This window comes from Amycolatopsis sp. DSM 110486, assembly GCF_019468465.1.
Taxonomy (GTDB): Bacteria; Actinomycetota; Actinomycetes; order Mycobacteriales; family Pseudonocardiaceae; genus Amycolatopsis.
In genome coordinates this window covers 6,316,015-6,334,749 of record NZ_CP080519.1, presented here as the reverse complement: position 1 = coordinate 6,334,749, position 18,735 = coordinate 6,316,015, and the positions used below count along the sequence as shown (strand labels likewise).

Sequence of the window (18,735 nt, the reverse complement as noted above, 5' to 3'; positions counted from 1 at the left end):
GTCTGCGATGACGCTGCCGCTGACCGTTCCCGCAGCGCTCGACGCGGCCGCGGAGCGGGACCCCACGGGCGAAGCCGTGGCCGACGGCGACGTCCGGCTGACGTGGGCCGCCCTGCGCTCACGCGTGCGGGCTTTCGCGGGCTTCTTGTCTTCGCACGGCGTGGGCACCGGCGCGCGCGTCGCGGTGTGCTCTCCCAACACGTGGCACTGGGTCGTGGCGGGCCTGGGCATTCTCTACGCGGGCGCGACACTCGTTCCGGTGAGCACCCGGTTCACCGCGCGGGAAACCCTGGATGTGCTCTCGCGGGCGCGGCTCTCGGGTTTGGTGATCACGGGCCGTTTCCTGGGGACTTCGCGGCTCGCTGCGTTGGACTCCTTGCCACCCCTGGTGGTGCGCGTGCCGGTCGAAGCCGCGGAGCCGCCGGTGCCGGGCGTCGTCGAATGGTCCGATGTGGACGGTACTTTCGGTTCGGCAGCGGTGACCCCGGACGACGTGAGTGACATCCTCTTCACTTCCGGCACCACCGGCCGCAGCAAGGGCGCGATGAGCGCACACCGTCAGGCCCTCGGTGTCGCGGCCGCTTGGGCGTCGTGCGCCGGGTTGTCTCCTGGGGACCGCTACCTGGTGGTGAACCCGTTCTTCCACAGTTTCGGCTACAAGGCAGGCATCCTGGCCTGCGTCTTGACGGGCGCCACGATCGTTCCGCAGCGCGTCTTCGACGCTTCCTCGACGTTGCGCTTGATCGAGCAGGAACGCATCACCGTGCTGCCCGCCGCCCCGACCGTCTACCGGATGCTGCTCGACGCCCCGGACCGTTCACGCCGGGACCTGTCCTCGTTGCGCCTGGCCGTCACGGGCGCGGCGTCGGTCCCGGCACCTCTAGTGGCCCGCATGCACTCCGACCTTGGCTTCGACACGGTGCTGACGGCCTACGGCCTGACCGAAGCCGTCGTCGCCACCATGAGCAGCCCGACCGATTCCCTCGACGTCGTCTCCCACTTCTCCGGCCGCCCCACCGGCGGCTTCGAAATCCGCCTCGGCGACCACGACGAGATTCTCCTGCGCGGCCCCAACGTCATGCTCGGCTACCTCGACGACCCCGCCGCCACCGCGGCCGCCATCGACCCCGCCGGCTGGCTCCACACCGGCGACGTCGGGTCCTTGTCCGCCGACGGCCACCTCCGCATCACCGACCGCCTCAAGGACATCTACGTCAGCGGCGGCTTCAACGTCTACCCCGCCGAAGTCGAACAGGTGCTCGCCACCCACCCCGCCATCGCCGACTCCGCCGTCGTCGGCCTCCCCGACACCCGTTTGGGCGAAGTGGGCCGCGCCTACATCGTCCCCCACCCCGGCGCCGGTCTGACCGCCGAGGCTGTTTTGGCGTACTGCAAGGAGAATCTGGCCAATTACAAGGTGCCGCGCTCAGTCGAGTTCGTCCCTGCGCTCCCGCGCAACCCGTCAGGCAAAGTCCTCAAACGCCTTCTCCGCGAGACCCCCATGCCCGACCCCGTCGACAAAGCGACCGCCGGCCCGTCCCCACCGCAGGAGCGCCCACATGCCTGAGTTCCTGGACGTGGCGGCCCCGCCATCACGCCGCGCAGACCCGACCGCATCCAGCCGCAGCGCAGGCATGCGCGAACTGCCGCACAACCACCGCGGCCCCACCGACTCCGCGAATCGGCCCGCGCTGGAACCCCGGCGAGCGCACCGACGCCTGAAGTTCCCCACGAACGCTGCGGCCCCATCACCCTCGTCATCACGGACCAGCCCGACCACCGCAACGGGTGAGAACCCACCGATGCCTGAAGTCGAGCACGAACGCCATGACCCGACCGCCATTCTCACCGTGAACCGGCCCGACCACCGCAACCGGGGAGAACACAGCGATGTCTGAAGTCGAGCACGAACGCCATGACCCGACTGCCATTCTCACCGTCAACCGGCCGGAGCACCGCAACCGGGGAGAACACACCGATGCCTGAAGTCCTCTACGAGCGCCGCGGCCCGACCGCCGTCGTGACCATGAACCGGCCGGAGTACCGCAACGCCCAGAACTCCGCGATGACCTACGCCCTCGACGATGCCTTCACCCGCGCCGTCGAGGACTTCGAGGTGAAGGTCATCGTCCTGGCCGGCGCGGGCAAGCACTTCTCCGCCGGCCACGACATCGGCTCCCCCGGCCGTGATGCCGACTTGTCGTTCCCCCGCCGCGCCGTCACCTGGTGGGACCACGTCGACGCCCCCGGCGCCGACCAGCGCTTCGCGCGCGAATCGGAGGTCTACCTCGGCATGTGCCGCCGCTGGCGGGACCTGCCGAAGCCCACAATCGCCGCCGTCCAGGGCGCCTGCATCGCCGGCGCCCTCATGCTCGCCTGGACGTGCGACCTCATCGTCGCCTCCGACGACGCCTTCTTCGCCGACCCCGTGGTACGCATGGGAATTCCCGGCGTCGAGTACTTCGCCCACCCTTGGGTCCTGGGCCCGCGCACCGCCAAGGAAGTCCTCTTCACGGGCGCACGCTTCTCCGCCGACCAAGCGCTGGCGTGGGGCATGGTCAACCGCGTCGTCCCCCGCGACTCCCTGGAATCCGAGACCCTTTCACTGGCCGCGCAGATCGCCGAGATGCCCCGCTTCGGCCTCGCGCTCGCCAAAAAAGCCGTCAACCAAGCCGAAGACCTTATGGGCCTGCGCAACGGCATGGACTCCGCATTCGCCCTCCACCACCTCGCCCACGCCCACAACGCCGAAACCTCCGGCGACTCCCTCGGCGGCCACACCGCCCGCTCCATGCGCCACCCCGCACCGCCGCCGCCCCATCCAGAGCCGACCACCGCCGCCCACCACGCCACGGACCGCCACGCTTCGGGCGTCCCCAGTCCCGAACCCGCCGACCACCTCACAAATCAGGGCAGCACAAGCAACACCAGCCCCGCGTCCGCCGACCACGCGACAGATCACGGTACGACAAGCAACAGCAGCCCCGAACCCGGCGACCACCCGACCTCAGCCCTCGATAGCCCAGAACCCGACGGCCACCTCACGGATCGCCGCAACCCAAGTAACACCAATCCCGAACCCTCTGGCTGCCCCACAGATCACGGCACCACAGGCAACACCGGTCCCGCATCCGCCGACCGCCCCACAGATCACGGCACCGCGAGCAACACCGGTCCCGCATCCGCCGGCCGCCCCGCGACCCGCGGCAGCTCGGTCGGTCCCGGACCCGAGCCTGCCGGCGGCGCGGCCGAAAGCCGAGCGTGAGCCCGGTGGATCTCGAACTAGGGCCTGCCGCCGAGGCATTCCGCGACGAGGCCCGCGAGTGGCTGGCCACCCACGTGCCCCGCGAGGCTTTGCCCTCGTTCGACACCGCCGAGGGCTTCGCAGCACACCGGGCTTGGGAAGAGAAGCTCGCCGACGCCCGGTGGTCCGTCGTCTCCTGGCCCCGCGAGTTCGGCGGCCGCGACGCGAGCCTGCTCGAGTGGGTCCTGTTCGAGGAGGAGTACTACGCCGCCGGCGCACCCGCAAGGGTGAACCAGAACGGCATCTTCATGCTCGCCCCCACCCTCTTCTCCCACGGCACCCCCGAGCAGCTCGCCCGGATCCTGCCCAGAATGGCGCGCTCACAAGAAGTGTGGGCGCAGGCGTGGTCCGAACCGGAGGCCGGCAGCGACCTCGCCTCCCTGCGCAGCAACGCCACCCGCACCGACGACGGCTGGCTCCTCAACGGCCAGAAGACCTGGAGCTCCCGCGCGGCCTTCGCGGACCGGGCCTTCGGCCTGTTCCGCAGCGAACCCGGCTCGGCGCGCCACCGCGGCCTCACCTACCTCATGGCCGACCTGCGCGCGCCCGGCGTCACCGTGCGCCCCATCCCCCAGCTCGACGGCGAGCCCGCCTTCGCCGAGATTTTCTTCGACAACGCCTTCGTCCCGGACGCCGACATCATCGGCACCCCCGGCGACGGCTGGCGCGTCGCCATGACCACCGCCGCCAACGAACGCGGCCTCTCCCTCCGCAGCCCCGGCCGCTTCCTCGCCGCCGCGCGACGTCTGGCCGACCTGTGGTCCACGTCGGGCCGCCCCGACGCCACGGCCGCCCGCGTCGCCGACGCCTGGATCGGCGCCCGCGCCTACCAGCTCCACACGTTCGCGACCGTCACCCGACTCGCCGACGGCACCCCACCCGGCCCGGAAGCCAGCGTCACCAAGCTCTTCTGGTCACACCTCGACCTCTCCCTCCACGAAACGGCTCTCGACCTCCTCGGCCCGTCCGCCGAACTCCGCGGCCCCTGGCCCGACGGCTGGCTCTTCTCCCTCGCCGGCCCCCTCTACGGCGGCACCGACCAAATCCAGCGCGGCATCATCGCCGAGCGCCTGCTCGGCCTCCCGAGAGGAGACCGATGAGGTTCACCCTCTCCCCCGACCACCGCGACTTCGCCACCTCCCTCACGGCCCTGCTCAACACCCTCGACTGCGACGCCGCCACCCGCGCCTGGTCCACCGGCAACCCCGGCCCGGGCCTGAAGATCTGGCGCCGCCTCGCCGACCAGGGCCTCCAATCCCTCACCATCCCCACCCACCACGGCGGGCTAGCCGCGGGCGCACTTCCGCCCAGCGATCGCGCTTCAGCCACCAGCGCCCCTCGACCCAGCGATCGCACTTCAGCCACCAGCGCCCGTCGGCCCAGCGATCGCGCTTCGGCCGCCAACGACCGTCCCGCCGATAACGTCGCTTCAACCGCGCACAGCCACTCAGCCGACCACCTCGCTTCAACCGCCCACAGGCACTCGACCCACCACACCGCTTCAACCGACCTCGGCCGCTCGGCCGACGAGCGCACTTCAGCCACCGACGGCCGTTCAGCCAACCATGTCGCCTCGCGCGCCGCTCGCTCCTCGGCAACCGACCACGGTTCGGCCAGCGCCGGCGCTTCGCTCAAGCTCAGCGCTTCCGCCCGCGACAACGGGTCACCCGGCGATCTCACCCCGACCCGCGACAGCGGCTCAGCCGATGATCACACTCCAGCCAACGTCGGCGACTCAGGCGCGAACGTCGTGGATGCCGTCGTCGCCTTCGAGGTGCTCGGCCGCTTCTGCCCGCCCGGCCCGTGGACCGACGCCGCGGTACTGCCGCTGCTGCTCGACAGCGACGTGCTGGCCTCGGTGGCCGCCGGCGAAACCCTCGTATCGCTCGCCTTCCCTCCCTACGTTCCCTATGCCCTCGACGCCGACATCGCCGACGCCCGCTACTTCGTCGACGGCACCCGCCTCCGCCGCTTCACACCCGGCGATGCCCTCTCCTCTCTCGACGCAGCACGCCGCCTGTTCGAGCCCGTGCCCGGCGCCGACGTCGGCCCTGCGCTCGCACCGGCGCGCGCGTTCGACCTCGGAGCCCTTCTCACCGCGGCCCAGATCCTCGGCGCCGGCCGGTGGCTTCTCGAAGCCTCGGTCACCCACGCCCTCACCCGCCGCCAGTTCGGCCGCGAGATCGGCCGCTACCAGGCCGTGCAGCACCTCCTCGCCGACGTCGCCACGGCCCTCGAACTCGCGACACCCCTCCTCTACGGCGCCGCAGTCACCGGCGATCCCGCCGACGTCTCCGCCGCCAAGACCGCCTGCGGCGACGCCGCCCACCTCGCCGCCCGGACGGCCCTCCAGGTCCACGGCGCCATCGGCTACACCGCCGAACACCCGCTCGGCCTGCGCCTCACGCGCGTCCGCGCCCTCGTCGGCGCATGGGGCACCCCAGCCGAACACCGCCGACGTGTCCTGGCGGCGATCGCACCGTGACGTTCACGTCCGAGCAGGACGAGCTCCGTGCCAGCGTCCGCAAGCTCCTCGACCGTGAGGCCGAGCCGTGGCCCGCCCTCTGCGCTCAGGTCGGCGTCACCGCCCTCACGGTGCCCGAGCGGTTCGGCGGGTTCGCCACCGAACCGACGACCCAGCCGGCCGATCCGGCCGACCCAACCCACCGCGCCGGCCCGATCCGCCCGTCCAGTTCCACCGACTCGGCCGACCGAGCCCATCCGGACCAGTCCATCGGCCTCACCGAGGTGCAGATCGTCGCGGAAGAGCTCGGCCGCAACCTCACCGACGTGCCGTTCCTCGGTTCCTCCGTCCTCGCCGTCACCTCCCTTCTCGCCACCACCAACACCAACGCCACCAACACCGAGGCCCCTGGCCTGGCCCGCCTGCTCCCGGCCTTGGCCGAGGGCACCGTCGGCGCTCTCGCCTGGACCGCCGACGGACGCTGGGACCCGCTGCAGCCCGCCTTCACCGCCAAGGAGTCCACAGTGGACGGAACCGCCCACTACGTCCTCGACGCCGCCGGAGCCGACGTCCTCCTGGCCGCCGCCAGGACCCCTGACGGCCCCGCTCTCTTCGAGGTCGATCCCGCACACCCCGGCGTCCGCTGCGAACCCGTGCCGACGATGGACGAGACTCGCCACCTCGCCAACGTGACGCTCGACCGCGTCCGCGCGCGTCCGCTAGGACGTGTCGACCTCGCACGGGTCCGCGACGTCGCCTGCGCCGTACTGGCCGCCGAACAGGTAGGGGCAGCGTCACGGGCGCTGGAGCTCACCGTGGAGTACACGCGCCACCGGGTGCAGTTCGGCCGCCCGATCGGGAGCTTCCAGGCGCTCAAGCACCGGATGGCCGACCTCCACGTGCTGGTGGAGACCGCGCGCTCCGCCGCCTACGCTGCGCCGGCGTCGTCCCGGCTCGCGGCAGTGGCGAAGGTGCACTGCAGCGAAGCGTTCGCCGAGGTCGCCGCCGAGATGATCCAGCTGCACGGCGGCATCGCCATCACCTGGGACCATCCCGCGCACCGGTACTTCAAACGAGCACACGCGGCCGCGCAGCTATTCGGCGCACCCCATCACCACCGTTCGCGCGTCCACCCCTAGCGGGGTGGGGCCACCCCCCGCACGGGTTCTGGGGTCTGCCGGGTTCTGCTCGGCCGGCTTCCCCGAAAAACTCGACGAGGTGACCACAGACAATCTCGTTCTCCCGGCCGCGGCCGGTCCCGGCAGCGACTTCGCCCGCCTCTCCCGCCGCATCACCGACGCGGGGCTGCTCGCGCGGCGCCCCGGCTACTACACGGCCAGGATCGCCGTGGTGACCACGCTGTTCGCCGGCGGCTGGCTCGCCTTCGCTCTCCTCGGAGACTCGTGGTGGCAGCTCGCCGTCGCCGCGTTCCAGGCCTTCATGTTCGGCCAGATCGCCCTGCTCTCCCACGATCTTGCCCACCGCCAGGTGTTCCGCACGCGACGCCCGACCGAAGCCGCCGGGCTCCTCGCCGGCAACCTGGGCGTGGGCATGAGCTACGGCTGGTGGATGGACAAGCACACCCGCCACCACGCGAACCCCAACCACGAGGAGCTGGATCCCGACGTCGACCCCGACATCCTCGTGTGGTCGCAAGACCAGGCCCGCGCCAGCCGCGGCGTGCCCCGGTTCATCGGGCGGCACCAGGCGTTCCTGTTCTTCCCGCTGCTCACACTCGAAGGCCTGAACCTGCACTGGTCCGGCATCCGCGCGGTCGCCCGACCCGGCCTGCGCCGCCGTGGCCTCGAGGCCACTCTCCTGGCGCTGCACTTCGCGGCCTACCTCACCGCGTTGTTCGTGGTCCTCCCGCCGGGCCTGGCTCTGGTCTTCTTCGCCGTCCACCAGGGGCTGTGGGGTGTCTACATGGGATCGATCTTCGCGCCGAACCACAAGGGCATGCCAACGCTGACCGGCCGCCCCCAGCTCGACTTCCTCCGCAAGCAGGTGCTCACGTCGCGCAACGTCCGTGGTGGCACCGTCGTGGACGTCGCCCTCGGCGGCCTCAACTACCAGATCGAGCACCACCTCTTCCCGAGCATGCCATCGGTGCACTTGCGACGCGCGCAGCCGATCGTGCAGGGCTACTGCGCCGAGCTCGGCATTCCCTACCTGCAGACGAGCCTCGTGGAGTCCTACCGGCAGGCGCTGACCCACCTCCACGAAGCTGGGGCTCCTCTCAGGAAGCGTTCGTAGACTCGGGGGCATGCTCAGGAAAACTGTCTCGGCACTCGGTGACCTCCCGGTGGCCTTCGGCGCGAAGGCCACCGGCGCGCGTGCCGAGAGGATGCGCCGCTCGCCGCAGTACGCCGACGGCGTCTTCCACAATGCCTCACCCACGCGCTCGACCCCTCCGCCCTCGGCCGCGGGCGGCATCCTGCGCGAGCTGCTCTTCGGCGACGACCGCGACCGCCGCAAGCCCGCCGGGGAGATCCCGCTCGTGGCCGACGCCGCCGCCGACTCCGCCGAAGGCCTGTTCCTCACCTGGTTCGGCCACGCCTCGACGCTCGTCGAGATCGACGGCGCCCGCGTGCTGTGCGATCCGGTGTGGAGCGACCGGGTGTCGCCCGCCGCTTTCGCGGGCCCGCGCCGCCTGCACGCCGCACCGGTGCCACTGGACGCGGTCGGCCGGGTCGACGCGATCGTGATCTCGCACGACCACTACGACCACCTCGACCTCGCCACCGTGCGCGCCCTGCTCGAGGCGCACGACGCGCCGTTCCTCGTGCCACTGGGGGTCGGCGCGCACCTGGAGCGGTGGCACGTGCCGGCTTCGCGGATCGTGGAGCTCGACTGGCACGAAGAAGCCGAGGTCGCCGGCATCCGGTTCGTGGCCACGCCGGCCCAGCACTTCTCCGGCCGCGGCATCGGCAACGACAGCACCCTGTGGACGTCGTGGGTGATCTCCGGGCCGCAGCACAAGGTGTTCTACAGCGGGGACACCGGCTACTTCGACGGCTTCGCCAAGATCGGCGAGGAGTACGGCCCGTTCGACGCCACGCTCATCCAGGTCGGTGCGTACGCCCCGCACTGGCCGGACATCCACATGACGCCCGAAGAGGGCATCGCCGCGCACATCGACGTTCGCGGCGGCCTGCTCGTGCCCGCGCACTGGGCGACGTTCTCCCTCGCCATGCACCCCTGGGGCGAGCCCGCGGACCGCGTATGGCGCGAGGCCAAGGCGAACGACCTCGCCCTCGCCGTGCCGAAGCCTGGCCAGCGGATCGACGTGGCGAACCCGCCCGCTGTGGACGGTTGGTGGCAGACCCTGGGGTGACGCCCTGGGTCTTCGCTCGCCGTCCGTGAGGCGGCGCTCCGGTCTCCAGCGGGGACGAGCTTTCTTGCGCGCCGCCGAATCGACCTCTGCTGGGTACATCGCTGATCCGTTCTCACGTGAATGTGTCGGTGTCCTGCTCGAGATGTGCTGCTCGAGTGCAGAAATTGTTGCTGCTGAAGGATTTCCGCGCCGATGAGGACGGGGCGGAGTCGCACCGCGTCCGGCTGCTTTGATGAATCCGAGGTTAGCGCGCCCCAGGCGGCGATTGCCGCCCTTCACCCGAGTGACCACCCGATCGTGCGAACATGTGTTCGAATCGATGACATCTGCGAATCACCGTGGGCATGATGGAACGGTGCTGCTCCAGTGATCCTTACTCGTCACTCATGACTGGGTGCCCACCGGCTGTGGATCCCGCGTCGGCAAGCCGCTCCTGCAGCCTCGCGTGCCGGAACTGGTACACCTCGCCGACCTGACGCAACACCCCGCGCCGGTGCGCGTCGGCGAGGAAAGCCATGAATCCCCACGGAATCCGGCCCCGCGACGCCAGCCAGAGCCGGGTGAACGCGAATGCGCCCCACGCCCGGGCCAAACACACACTCACGCCGACCGAAAGGCCGAACAGACCGCCACCTGCCACTGCCTGCACCGCGCTGGTCGCAGGCAGGAACACCTGTCCACCGATGACCGCTCCGGCGATTCCGTAGGCGACACCACCCAGGTTCGCCACGAGGTACCGGCCCAGCAGCCCGGCGGCCACCCCGCCCGTCAGCCCGAGCACCACGTCGTAGTGCCCGTTCAGCACTTCGAAGGTGGACTCGGCGGGGGTGAGAGCCAGTGCCAAACCGTAGAAGAGACCCAGGGAGACCATGAATGACAACGTGAACGAGAGAGCCGCAGCACGATCGTGGCGCAGCACGGTCTCCGGACTGGACACCCGGTTCGCGTCGAGCGGCGTGCCCAGCCAGACGTGCACGCCGATGGCCAGGCCGAACACGAGCGCGAGCAGGCTGATCACCCAGGCCGGGAGCGACCAGCCGAGGCCGAGGCAGACGCCGATCACGGCGCCCACCGCGAACCGGCGGGCGAAGCGGCCGGCGGTGCCGGCGAACCTCGGTTCCACTCGCAACGGTCCTGGCCGGCGCCCGACGCTGTGCGTAACGCAGCCCGCGATCGCGAAGGAGCCTCCGTAGATCACCCCGATCACCGGGCCGGCGGCCAGCCAGCCGGTGAGGGCGAACAGCACTGCGGGCGGCAAGCCGAGGTACAGGCCGACGACGAGGCTCGGCACGGCGCGGTCGAGCTGCCACCAGGCGAGGTCGCGGGTGCGTTCGCGCTCGAGCTGCCGCGCGAGGAAGGTGAGCCAGCGCTCGGCCTCCTCGGGGTCGTAGTCGCGCGGCCGGTGTGGGCGGGCGAGCTGAGCGAGAGGTGCGGGTTTGCGGGTGTAGACGGCAGGGAGGTACGCGTCGAGGAGGTGTCGTTCGACGGATGCGCGGTCCGGGAATCGCGTGGCGTCGCAGAGTTCGCCGGGGTCGGTGGCGGGGTTCGCGTAGGCGGTCCTGGCGAGATCGACCATGAGCGGCGTGCGCAGGGCTTGGGCGAGCGGCCCGGTCGGCTCGCGGCGCAGGCGGCGGACGAGCGGGTCCCAGCGGGTCTCGCCGGAGCGTCGGCGTGCGGTGAGGAAGGCGATCGTGTCCTCGATCTCGACCGGCTCGATCTCGACCACCGCGGCCCGGGTCAGGAAGGAGCCCGCTTGGCGGACCGCGAGCTCGTACTCGGCGCTGCGGCAGGTCACCACCAGCGGGCGGCCGGCGCCGACGGCCTGGTCGAGCGCGTCGATGGCGGCGGTGTGGAGGCCGGGCGGGGTTTCGTCGAGGCCGTCGAGGACGGGGACGATCCGGCCTTCGAGGACCAGGCGCAGGCCGGCGTCCTCGCCGTAGGCGGCGGTGTTCGCGAGGCCCGGGTATTCCTCGACCAGCTTGCGCGCCAGCCAGGTGTGCAGGTGCTCACGGCGAGGGTTCCAGGAGGCGAGCGGCAACAGCACCGGCACCGGCTCGCCCGGTGGCGGGTCGGTAAGCAAGCCGAGAGTGAGGAGGATTGCCAGCACGGACTTTCCGGCGCCGGGCTCGCCGAGTACCACGAGCTGCCGGGCCGGGACCTGCCGGAATTTCGCGACGACGTCGGTCAGATCGCCGCTCAGCACGAGGCGGTCCGGGCCCTCGCCGGGGCGGGCGCCGAGCACTGCTGACGCGGCGGCGGCGACCTCGCGCTCGGTGCTCGACCAGTTCAACGGCACCGGCTCCGGCCGCTTGAGCGAGCGCATCTCGGCTTCGGCGGTCCACTGCCGGGTGATCGCCGCGGCGAGCTCCTTTGCCGCGCGGTCGAGCTCGTCCGGGGGTGCGGCTGTGACGGGCGCGTCGCCGGCCGGGCGGTTCTCGCCGCGGAGGATGCGTTCGTGCAGGTCGCGGACGTCGTGGCCGGGGTCGATGCCCAGCTCTTCGGCGAGGTCGGTGCGCAGGCGCTGGAACACCTTGAGCGCGTCTGCCTGCCGGCCGGAGCGATCGAGCGCGAGCATCAGCTGGGCGTGCGGCCGTTCGCGGAGCGGGTGCTCGGCGACGACCTCGGCGAGTTCGTCGACGACCTCGCGGTGCTGGCCGAGCGCGAACTGCCAGTCGACGCACGACTCGAACGCGTCCAGGCGCTGCTCGTCCAGCCGGGCAGCGCGGCTGACCAGCGCCGGGGTGTCGAGCCCGTCGAGTGCGGGACCGCGCCAGAGCTTGAGCGCGGTGCGGATCTCGCGCACACCGTCGCGCAGGGCGCCCTTCTCCGCGAACCGCTTCGCGTCGGCGATGCCCTTGGTGAAGCGGAGCAGGTCGAGCTGGTCGTCGGCGACGGTGATCCGGTAGCCGGGACCGTCGGTGACGATGAGGCGCTGCTCGGCGTCACCGAGCCGTTCGCGTAGCGCCGACACACAGTTCTGCACCTGCTTGGTGGCCGTGGCGGGCGGCTCGCCCTCCCACGTGGCCCCGATGAGCCTCGCCATGGGGACGACGGCGTTGGGGGTTAGCAGCAACGTCGCCAACACGCGCTGATGCCGGGTTCCCGGGAGGGACAACCGTCCCCCGGCCGTCCAGATCTCCAACGGCCCCAGCACACAGAAGTCCATCCACGTCCCTCCCCGGACCATGATCATACCTGCGCTGACCTGCGTGAGGACGGCGTGATGACGGCGCGAGGACGGATCTCGCCACGGTTGAGCCATCCGGTCGCCCGCTCCGGGAGTGACCGCTCAAGGGGAGAGAACCGCCATGTCGAAGATCCGTCCCGCCGCCGCGATCGCGGCCGCCGTCGCCGGTGTCGCCGCCGGCACCGTGCTCGCCGCAGCGCCGGCCTCCGCCGCGACCGCGCCCTGCCCGGCGAACTACTACTGCTTCTACCAGGACAAGGACTACAACGCCGGCGTCTACAACCAGCGCTGGCACCTGAACTACAGCTCCACCCCGTCGGGGAGCTTCAACAACCCGCCGCAAGCGACCAAGGGTGACCGGCGCAGCCAGCTGTCGTCGATCATCAACAACGGCAACCGCACCATCTGCCTCTACAACCACCGCGGCGTCCTGGGCGACAAGCTGATCCTCAAGGTCAGCCCGTTCAAGGACTACAAGAACCTCGCCGACATCCCTGGCGCCAACGACAAGGCCGACTCCTGGAAGATCAACGCCTGCTGATCTCTCCTCTTCGGACCGAGCCGCCGGCGCCATGAGGGGTGCGCCGGAGGCTCGGTCCGGTCGTCTCGCGGGGCGCGCGTGGCACGCTGGACGGCATGAAGCTCAAACTCGACCTGCACGACATCTACAACCGCAGCGGCGAGATCGACCGGGCGCTGCGGGCGGTGATCGACGAGGCGGTGGCCAAGAAGGCGCCGCTCGTGGAGATCATCCCGGGCAAGGGGTCCGGGCAGCTGAAGAAGCACGTGCTGCGGTTCTTGGAGCAGAAGGAGATCAAGGCGCTCTACCACCGGGTGGAGAAGGACAAGGACAACTTCGGGCGGGTGTTCGTGCATTTCCGCTGGAAGTGAGGCTCGGGGCGCGCTACAGCCAGTCGTCCGGGCGGGCCCAGGGCAGGAGAGCCGCGAGCGGGTCGGGGACCGGTTCCGTGACGGTGTACTGGCCGCGGTGGAAGAGCAGCGGCCGGGCGTCGGAAGTGTCGCCGAGAGCGGTCACGCGGCCGATGACGACGTGGTGGTCGCCGGCGGGGTGCACGGTCTCGAGGGCGCAGTCGATCCACGTGAGGGCGCCGTGGATCAGCGGGGCGCCGGACGGAGCGAGGTGCCAGGCCACAGTGGCGAACTTGTCGTCGCCGCGGGCGCCGAAAGTGGCGCTGAGGTCGCGCTGGTGCTCGGCGAGGACGTTGATTGCGAAGCGACCCGTGGCGGCGAGGACCGGCCAGGTGCGCGACGTGCGGGCCACGCAGAACAACGCCAGCGGCGGATCCAGCGACAACGCCGCGAACGACTGGCACGCGAACCCGACGGGAGTGGCCCCGTCGCGCCCGGTGACGATGGTGACGCCGGTGCAGAAGTGCCCGAGCACGGCACGGAATCGAGACGGATCGAGTACGGCGGTCATCCAGGCCTCATCGACGGTGCGGTAGGACGCCAGGTCGCCGGTGGCTTCGAGGCCAAGGCGCGCGGGCGCGGGCGGAGAGACTACGAAGCAGCGTGGTCATCGGGAACCGACACAGAAGCCGCAGGCCCACAACGACACCGAGGTCCCGTCGCCACAAAACACCGCGACGCCGGCGCGCGGAGACAACTGCGAAGCAACGTCGTCATCGAGAACCGACGCAAAAGCCGCGGCCCCACAACGACACCGCGACGCCGGCGCGCGCCGAGACATCTGCGAAGCGCCGTCGTCATCGAGAACCGACGCTGAAGTCGTGGCCCCACAACGACACCGCGGTGCTTTCGCGCGCGAGCCAGGTGGTGTCGTCGACGTGGCGGCCTTCGCAGCCGTATTCGAGGTCGAAGCCGCCGGGGGTTTTCATGTAGAAGGAGAGCATGAGGTCGTTGACGTGGCGGCCGAGGGTGGCCGACAGTGGCACCGAGCGGCGGTGGGCGCGGTCGAGGCAGAGGCCGACGTCGTCGGTGGATTCGACTTCCAGCATGAGGTGGACGATGCCGCTGGGGGTGGGCATCGGGAGGAACGCGAGGCTGTGGTGGCGGGGGTTGCAGCCGAAGAAGCGCAGCCACGCGGGTGGGCCGTCGGCGGGGCGGCCGACCAGCTGGGGTGGCAGGCGCATGGAATCGCGGAGGCGGAAGCCGAGGATGTCGCGGTAGAAGGCGAGCGCGGCGGCGTCGTCGTGGGTGGACAGGACGACGTGGCCCAGGCCTTGGGAGCCGGTGACGAAGTGGTGGCCGTAGGGGCTGACGACACGGCGGTGTTGGAGAGCGACGCCGTGGAAGACTTCCAGCGTGGTGCCGGAGGGGTCGGCGAAGGTGATCAGTTCGGCGACGCGGCGGTCGGCCAGTTCGTCGGGCGTGCCTTCCTTGTAGGGCACGGAAGCGGCGGCCAGGCGGGTGCGGATGTCGTCGAGTTCCTCGGCGTTGGCGGCTTCCCAGCCGACTTGTGCGAGGCGGTCGGTGGGGCCCGGGACGATGACGAGGCGGGCGGGGAAGTCGTCCATGCGCAGATACAACGCGTCGGGGTTGGGGCCGGTGCCTTCGACCAAGCCCAGGACCTTCAACGCATAGACGCGCCAGGCGGGGACGTCGGTTGCTTCGACGCGGAGGTAGCCCAGGGAGCTGATGGCCATTACGCACGCCCGGGAAGGTCGACGGCCAAGCGGATGTAGCGCAACGAACTCATCGCGATCACTTGCTCCACAGAAAGCCGAAGGCGACGCCGAGGTGTGCCAGTGGACGAATCACCGTCACGCGTCCCACGGAAACCGGCGGCGAGGCGGAGGCGGCTCAGGGAATCGGTCGCCATCACGGGCTCCCCAGGAAGTCGAGGGTGAGGCGGTTGAACTCGTCGATCTTTTCGAGCTGGGCCCAGTGCCCGCAGCCGCCGAAGACGTGGAGCTGGGCGCGCGGAATGGTTTTCAGGGCGAGGAGGGCGCCGTCCAGAGGGTTTACGCGGTCTTCGCGGCCCCAGACGAGCAGGACGCGTTGGCGTAAGCGGTATGCGTCGCGCCAGAGGAGGCCGTCCTCGACAGACGATGCGAACGACTGACCCAACGAGCGCATGGCGGCCAGGGATTCCGGTGAAGAAGCGGCGGCGAAGCGGTCGTCGATCAGCTCGTCTGTGATCAGGGACTGGTCGTGGACCATGATGCGCAGGAACGCGGCCATGCGGTCGCGCGTGGGGGAAGCGGCGAAGCGGCCCAGCAGGCGCACGCCCTCCGTGGGGTCGGGCGCGAAGAGGTTCACGCTCAGGCCGCCCGCGCCCATCAGAACCAGGCGGCCGGCGCGCGAAGGGTGGTCCAGGGCCAGGCGTACGGCGGCGCCCGCGCCCAAGGAATTGCCGACGAAGTGGGCGCGCGAGATACCGAGCGTGTCCATGAGGCCGACGATGGCGTCGGCGCTGTGGCGGAAGTAGTGGGGGTGCTCGGTGGGCTTCGACGACTGCCCGAAACCCGGCTGGTCGACGGCCAGCGTGCGATACACCTTGCCGAACTCAGGCAGGGTGCGTCCGAAGTTGGACCACGCCGAGGCGCCCGGGCCGCCGCCGTGGAGGAGGATCACGGCTTCGGAGTGCTCGGAGCCGGCTTCGTGGTAGTGCAGCGACAGTCCACTCGGGACGGTTACAACAGAGCCCATCACACCATCGCATTCTCGACGGGCAGCCCGAAGGCGCCGGTGCCGAACATGACGTACGCGCGCTCGGCGTCGTTGGCGGCGTGGACGCGGCCGGCGTGTGCGTCGCGCCAGAAACGCTGGATCGGGGTGCCACGTTGCAGCGCGCGGCCGCCGGAGTTCTCGAAAAGGCGGTCGATCGCGGAGATCGCGCGTTCGGTGCCGCGGACCTGGTCGCGCCGCACGCGCAGCCGCGTGGAGAACGGCAGCTTCTCGCCGCGACGCGCCAGCTGGTACAGCTCGTCGATGTTGTGCGTGAGCTGCAGCCACGCGGCGTCGATCTCGCTGGCGGCCTCGGCGATGCGGATCTTGGCGAACGGATCGTCCTGCGCCTTCTCCCCCGCGTACGCCGCCCGCACGCGACGTCCCTGGTGCTCCACGTGCGCGTCGTACGCGCCCTGCGCCATGCCGATGATCGGTGCGGTGATCGTGCTCGGGTGCACCGAACCGTAGGGCAGCTTGTACAACGGCCCCGGGTTCACCTCCTGGCCTGGCGTGCGGCACTTCGACGTGGCTACAAAGGACAGTGCGCGGTGCGCTGGTACGAAGACGTCCTCCACCACAACATCATTGGACCCCGTCCCCCGCAGGCCCACCGTGTCCCACACGTCCACAAGGGAATAGTCGGACAGAGGCAGCAGGTACGTGCAGAAGTCCACCGACGCGCCGTCCGCGAATGCCGGCGCGCCCAGCAGCACCCACGTGCAATGGTCGCAGCCGGACGAGAAGCTCCAGCGGCCCGACAGCCGGTAGCCGCCGTCGACCACCGTCGCCTTGCCCATCGGCGCGTACGACGACGAGATCCGCACGTCGTGGTCCTCGCCCCACACGTCTTCCTGCGCCCGTGCGTCGAACAGCGCCAGGTGCCACGGGTGGACGCCGAGGATGGACGCGACCCAGCCCGTGGACCCGCACGCGCTCGCCACGAGCTTCACCGCGGTGTAGAACGTGACCGGGTCGGCTTCCAGCCCACCGTACGGCTTCGGCTGCAGCAGGCGAAATAACCCGGTCTCCTGCAACGCCTTGACGGACTCGACCGGCACGCGCCGCGCGTCCTCGGTCTCCTGCGCGCGTTCCCGCAGCACCGGAAGCAGGTCACGCACTCCGGCGATCACGGCAGCCAGCTCGCTCATCGGCCGTCCTCTCGTTCGACGAGACCAAGACTAGAACACGTTCTCGTTTTTGTCGACGCGATCGGATTCCAAGGCGCTACTCTTCCCCGCCCGGCGACCGGAAAACACGCAGTCGGCCAGCGACAGACCGCTCACGTAGGACCTGGAACAGATTCCCACGGCCGTCCGCCCTGCCGCGTACAGACCGCGAACGCCGGCCACCTCGCCCGTGTCCTCGTCGACCACGAGCCCGCCCAGCGTCAGCATCGGGCACGGGTAGCCGAGGCTCGGCTTCACCGACACGTCGATCAGCGAAAACGGCGGAGTGTCCAACGGCCGTGCGAACTCCGCGGGCTTCCCCAGCGGATCCGGACCTCGCCGATACGCGGCATGCGTCTCCCGCAAACCCTCCGGGTCGACACCGGCCCGCCGCGCGACTTCCTCCAAGGAAGCACCCGTGACGCGCCCGCGGCCGAGCAGGTACCGCAGCTGCAGCCACGCGAACCACTGCCCCTGCTTGCGCCCGTCCCGCCGAGCCTCGGCAACCACCGGCTCGTCGACGAGCAGCCAGCCCCGTCCGCCGTGCGCGGAGATCATCCGCTCGCCGATCGCCGCGCCGTAACGGGATTCGTCGATGATCCGCCGCCCGTCGACGTCCACGAGCAGGCCACCGAGGAACGCGGCCGGCGGCGTGAGGAACCGCCACGCCGAGATCCGGCCCATCTCCGCGACCCGGCCGCCCACCGACAAGCCCAGCTCGATACCCGAACCGTCGTCGGCCGAAGTTCCCAGCACGAGCCCGCCGCGATACGCCGGTGCATGCTGCCGCACCAGCTCACGATTCGCGATGAACCCGCCCGCCGCGAGCACCACACCCCGGCGCGCCACGATCCGCACCTCACGCGAACACCGCTCTTCCAGCCGCTCCACGCGCCGGTGCAACGAGCGTCGAAACGGTGGCACATAAATCCCCGGCTTCGCGGCGTACGAAGCCAGCACCGCATGCCGCCGCCGCGCCCAAGAAGGAGCCAAGCTGTCCGCGACAACCCCCGTGACCGCACCAGAAGCGTCCACGACGAGACTCCGCGCCCGGGTCTGCGGCACCACCCGCACCCCACGCTCCCGCGCCGCCGCGAGCAACCGCGCCATCAGTAGCTTCCCCGACGTCCCCGGCCCCTTCACGCGATGCCCGCGCGGTGCCGGCGCGGCCGCGTCCCGGAACCCGCCCGACGCCTCACTCCCGGAGTAGTACAGATAATGCGCGTTGCTGGGATACGACGTCTTGTACGGGCACAAACTCCCCTCGAACGGCACCCCCAGCCCCTCGAGCCACCGGATCATCTCCGGGCTCGTCTCGCAGAACCGCCGCAACGTCCGCGACGACACGACCCCGTCGGTCTCCAGCCGGAGGTACTCGAACATCGCGTCGACGCTGTCGGAAATCCCGGCGTCGAGCTGCTGCGAAGTGCCGCCCCCGGCGTAGACGACGCCACCGCTCACCCGGCTCGCACCACCACCCGAAAACCGGTCGAGGAGCAGCACCTCGGCCCCCGCGTCGGCGGCCTCGATGGCCGCGCACGCGCCGGCCGCGCCGGCTCCGATCACGACGACGTCTGCCACGAGCTCGTCCATGTCGGCCACCCTAGAACTGGAACACGTTCTCGT

Annotated in this window: 14 protein-coding genes and 1 pseudogene; 9 read left to right on the top strand and 6 right to left on the bottom strand. The window is 70.6% G+C overall.

The features are described from left to right. Nucleotides 1–7 precede the first annotated feature (7 nt). The 7 genes and pseudogenes from K1T34_RS30735 (at nucleotide 8) to K1T34_RS30700 (ending at nucleotide 9,102) form a co-directional block, all read left to right on the top strand. Complete coding sequence (locus tag K1T34_RS30735; protein WP_220238251.1) at nucleotides 8–1,567, top strand: FadD3 family acyl-CoA ligase; 1,560 nt, start codon at nucleotides 8–10, stop codon at nucleotides 1,565–1,567. A gap of 411 nt (nucleotides 1,568–1,978) precedes the next feature. Continuing rightward, nucleotides 1,979–2,797, top strand: a pseudogene (locus K1T34_RS30730) (enoyl-CoA hydratase); the annotation flags it as partial. Nucleotides 2,798–3,270: 473 nt separating this feature from the next. Next, on the top strand, nucleotides 3,271–4,404 hold the full coding sequence (locus K1T34_RS30725) for an acyl-CoA dehydrogenase family protein (RefSeq protein WP_220238250.1): 1,134 nt from the start codon (nucleotides 3,271–3,273) through the stop codon (nucleotides 4,402–4,404). Further along, on the top strand, nucleotides 4,401–5,789 hold the full coding sequence (locus K1T34_RS54490) for an acyl-CoA dehydrogenase family protein (protein ID WP_266118358.1): 1,389 nt from the start codon (nucleotides 4,401–4,403) through the stop codon (nucleotides 5,787–5,789). Before K1T34_RS30725 ends, K1T34_RS54490 begins: the two co-directional genes overlap by 4 nt. Further along, on the top strand, nucleotides 5,786–6,907 hold the full coding sequence (locus tag K1T34_RS30710; protein ID WP_255637683.1) for an acyl-CoA dehydrogenase family protein: 1,122 nt from the start codon (nucleotides 5,786–5,788) through the stop codon (nucleotides 6,905–6,907). Before K1T34_RS54490 ends, K1T34_RS30710 begins: the two co-directional genes overlap by 4 nt. Before the next feature lie 79 nt (nucleotides 6,908–6,986). Then, nucleotides 6,987–8,021 (top strand): acyl-CoA desaturase, encoded by a 1,035-nt coding sequence (locus K1T34_RS30705; RefSeq protein ID WP_220238249.1) that lies wholly within the window; start codon nucleotides 6,987–6,989, stop codon nucleotides 8,019–8,021. A 10-nt stretch (nucleotides 8,022–8,031) separates the two neighbouring features. Then, a complete protein-coding gene (locus tag K1T34_RS30700; protein ID WP_220238248.1) occupies nucleotides 8,032–9,102 on the top strand; it encodes an MBL fold metallo-hydrolase in 1,071 nt (356 codons plus the stop codon). 373 nt (nucleotides 9,103–9,475) lie between these two features. Here the strand turns inward: K1T34_RS30700 and K1T34_RS30695 are convergent, their stop codons facing one another. Next, nucleotides 9,476–12,268 carry a BTAD domain-containing putative transcriptional regulator gene (locus tag K1T34_RS30695; protein WP_220238247.1) on the bottom strand — a complete coding sequence of 931 codons (2,793 nt, stop codon included), beginning with the start codon at nucleotides 12,266–12,268 and terminating at the stop codon, nucleotides 9,476–9,478. Between the two features lie 142 nt (nucleotides 12,269–12,410). Here K1T34_RS30695 and K1T34_RS30690 point away from each other — a divergent pair, with 142 nt between their 5' ends. Beyond that, nucleotides 12,411–12,830 (top strand): peptidase inhibitor family I36 protein, encoded by a 420-nt coding sequence (locus tag K1T34_RS30690; protein WP_220238246.1) that lies wholly within the window; start codon nucleotides 12,411–12,413, stop codon nucleotides 12,828–12,830. A gap of 95 nt (nucleotides 12,831–12,925) precedes the next feature. Continuing rightward, a complete protein-coding gene (locus tag K1T34_RS30685; protein WP_220238245.1) occupies nucleotides 12,926–13,180 on the top strand; it encodes a Smr/MutS family protein in 255 nt (84 codons plus the stop codon). 13 nt (nucleotides 13,181–13,193) lie between these two features. Here K1T34_RS30685 and hsaB read toward each other — a convergent pair whose 3' ends face one another. The 5 genes from hsaB to K1T34_RS30660 form a co-directional block, all read right to left on the bottom strand. Continuing rightward, nucleotides 13,194–13,730: a 3-hydroxy-9,10-secoandrosta-1,3,5(10)-triene-9,17-dione monooxygenase reductase subunit gene (gene hsaB, locus K1T34_RS30680; protein ID WP_220238244.1), complete on the bottom strand. Its 537-nt coding sequence runs from the start codon at nucleotides 13,728–13,730 to the stop codon at nucleotides 13,194–13,196. Nucleotides 13,731–14,016: 286 nt separating this feature from the next. Continuing rightward, on the bottom strand, nucleotides 14,017–14,916 hold the full coding sequence (gene hsaC / locus K1T34_RS30675) for an iron-dependent extradiol dioxygenase HsaC (protein WP_220238243.1): 900 nt from the start codon (nucleotides 14,914–14,916) through the stop codon (nucleotides 14,017–14,019). 175 nt (nucleotides 14,917–15,091) lie between these two features. Next, a complete protein-coding gene (hsaD, locus tag K1T34_RS30670) occupies nucleotides 15,092–15,922 on the bottom strand; it encodes a 4,5:9,10-diseco-3-hydroxy-5,9,17-trioxoandrosta-1(10),2-diene-4-oate hydrolase (protein WP_220238242.1) in 831 nt (276 codons plus the stop codon). After that, nucleotides 15,922–17,091, bottom strand: coding sequence for a 3-hydroxy-9,10-secoandrosta-1,3,5(10)-triene-9,17-dione monooxygenase oxygenase subunit (hsaA, locus tag K1T34_RS30665; RefSeq protein ID WP_220238241.1), 1,170 nt, complete (start codon nucleotides 17,089–17,091; stop codon nucleotides 15,922–15,924). Before hsaA ends, hsaD begins: the two co-directional genes overlap by 1 nt. Before the next feature lie 30 nt (nucleotides 17,092–17,121). Next, entirely contained in the window at nucleotides 17,122–18,702 is a 1,581-nt protein-coding gene (locus K1T34_RS30660) for an FAD-binding protein (RefSeq protein ID WP_220238240.1), read from the bottom strand. Nucleotides 18,703–18,735 lie beyond the last annotated feature (33 nt).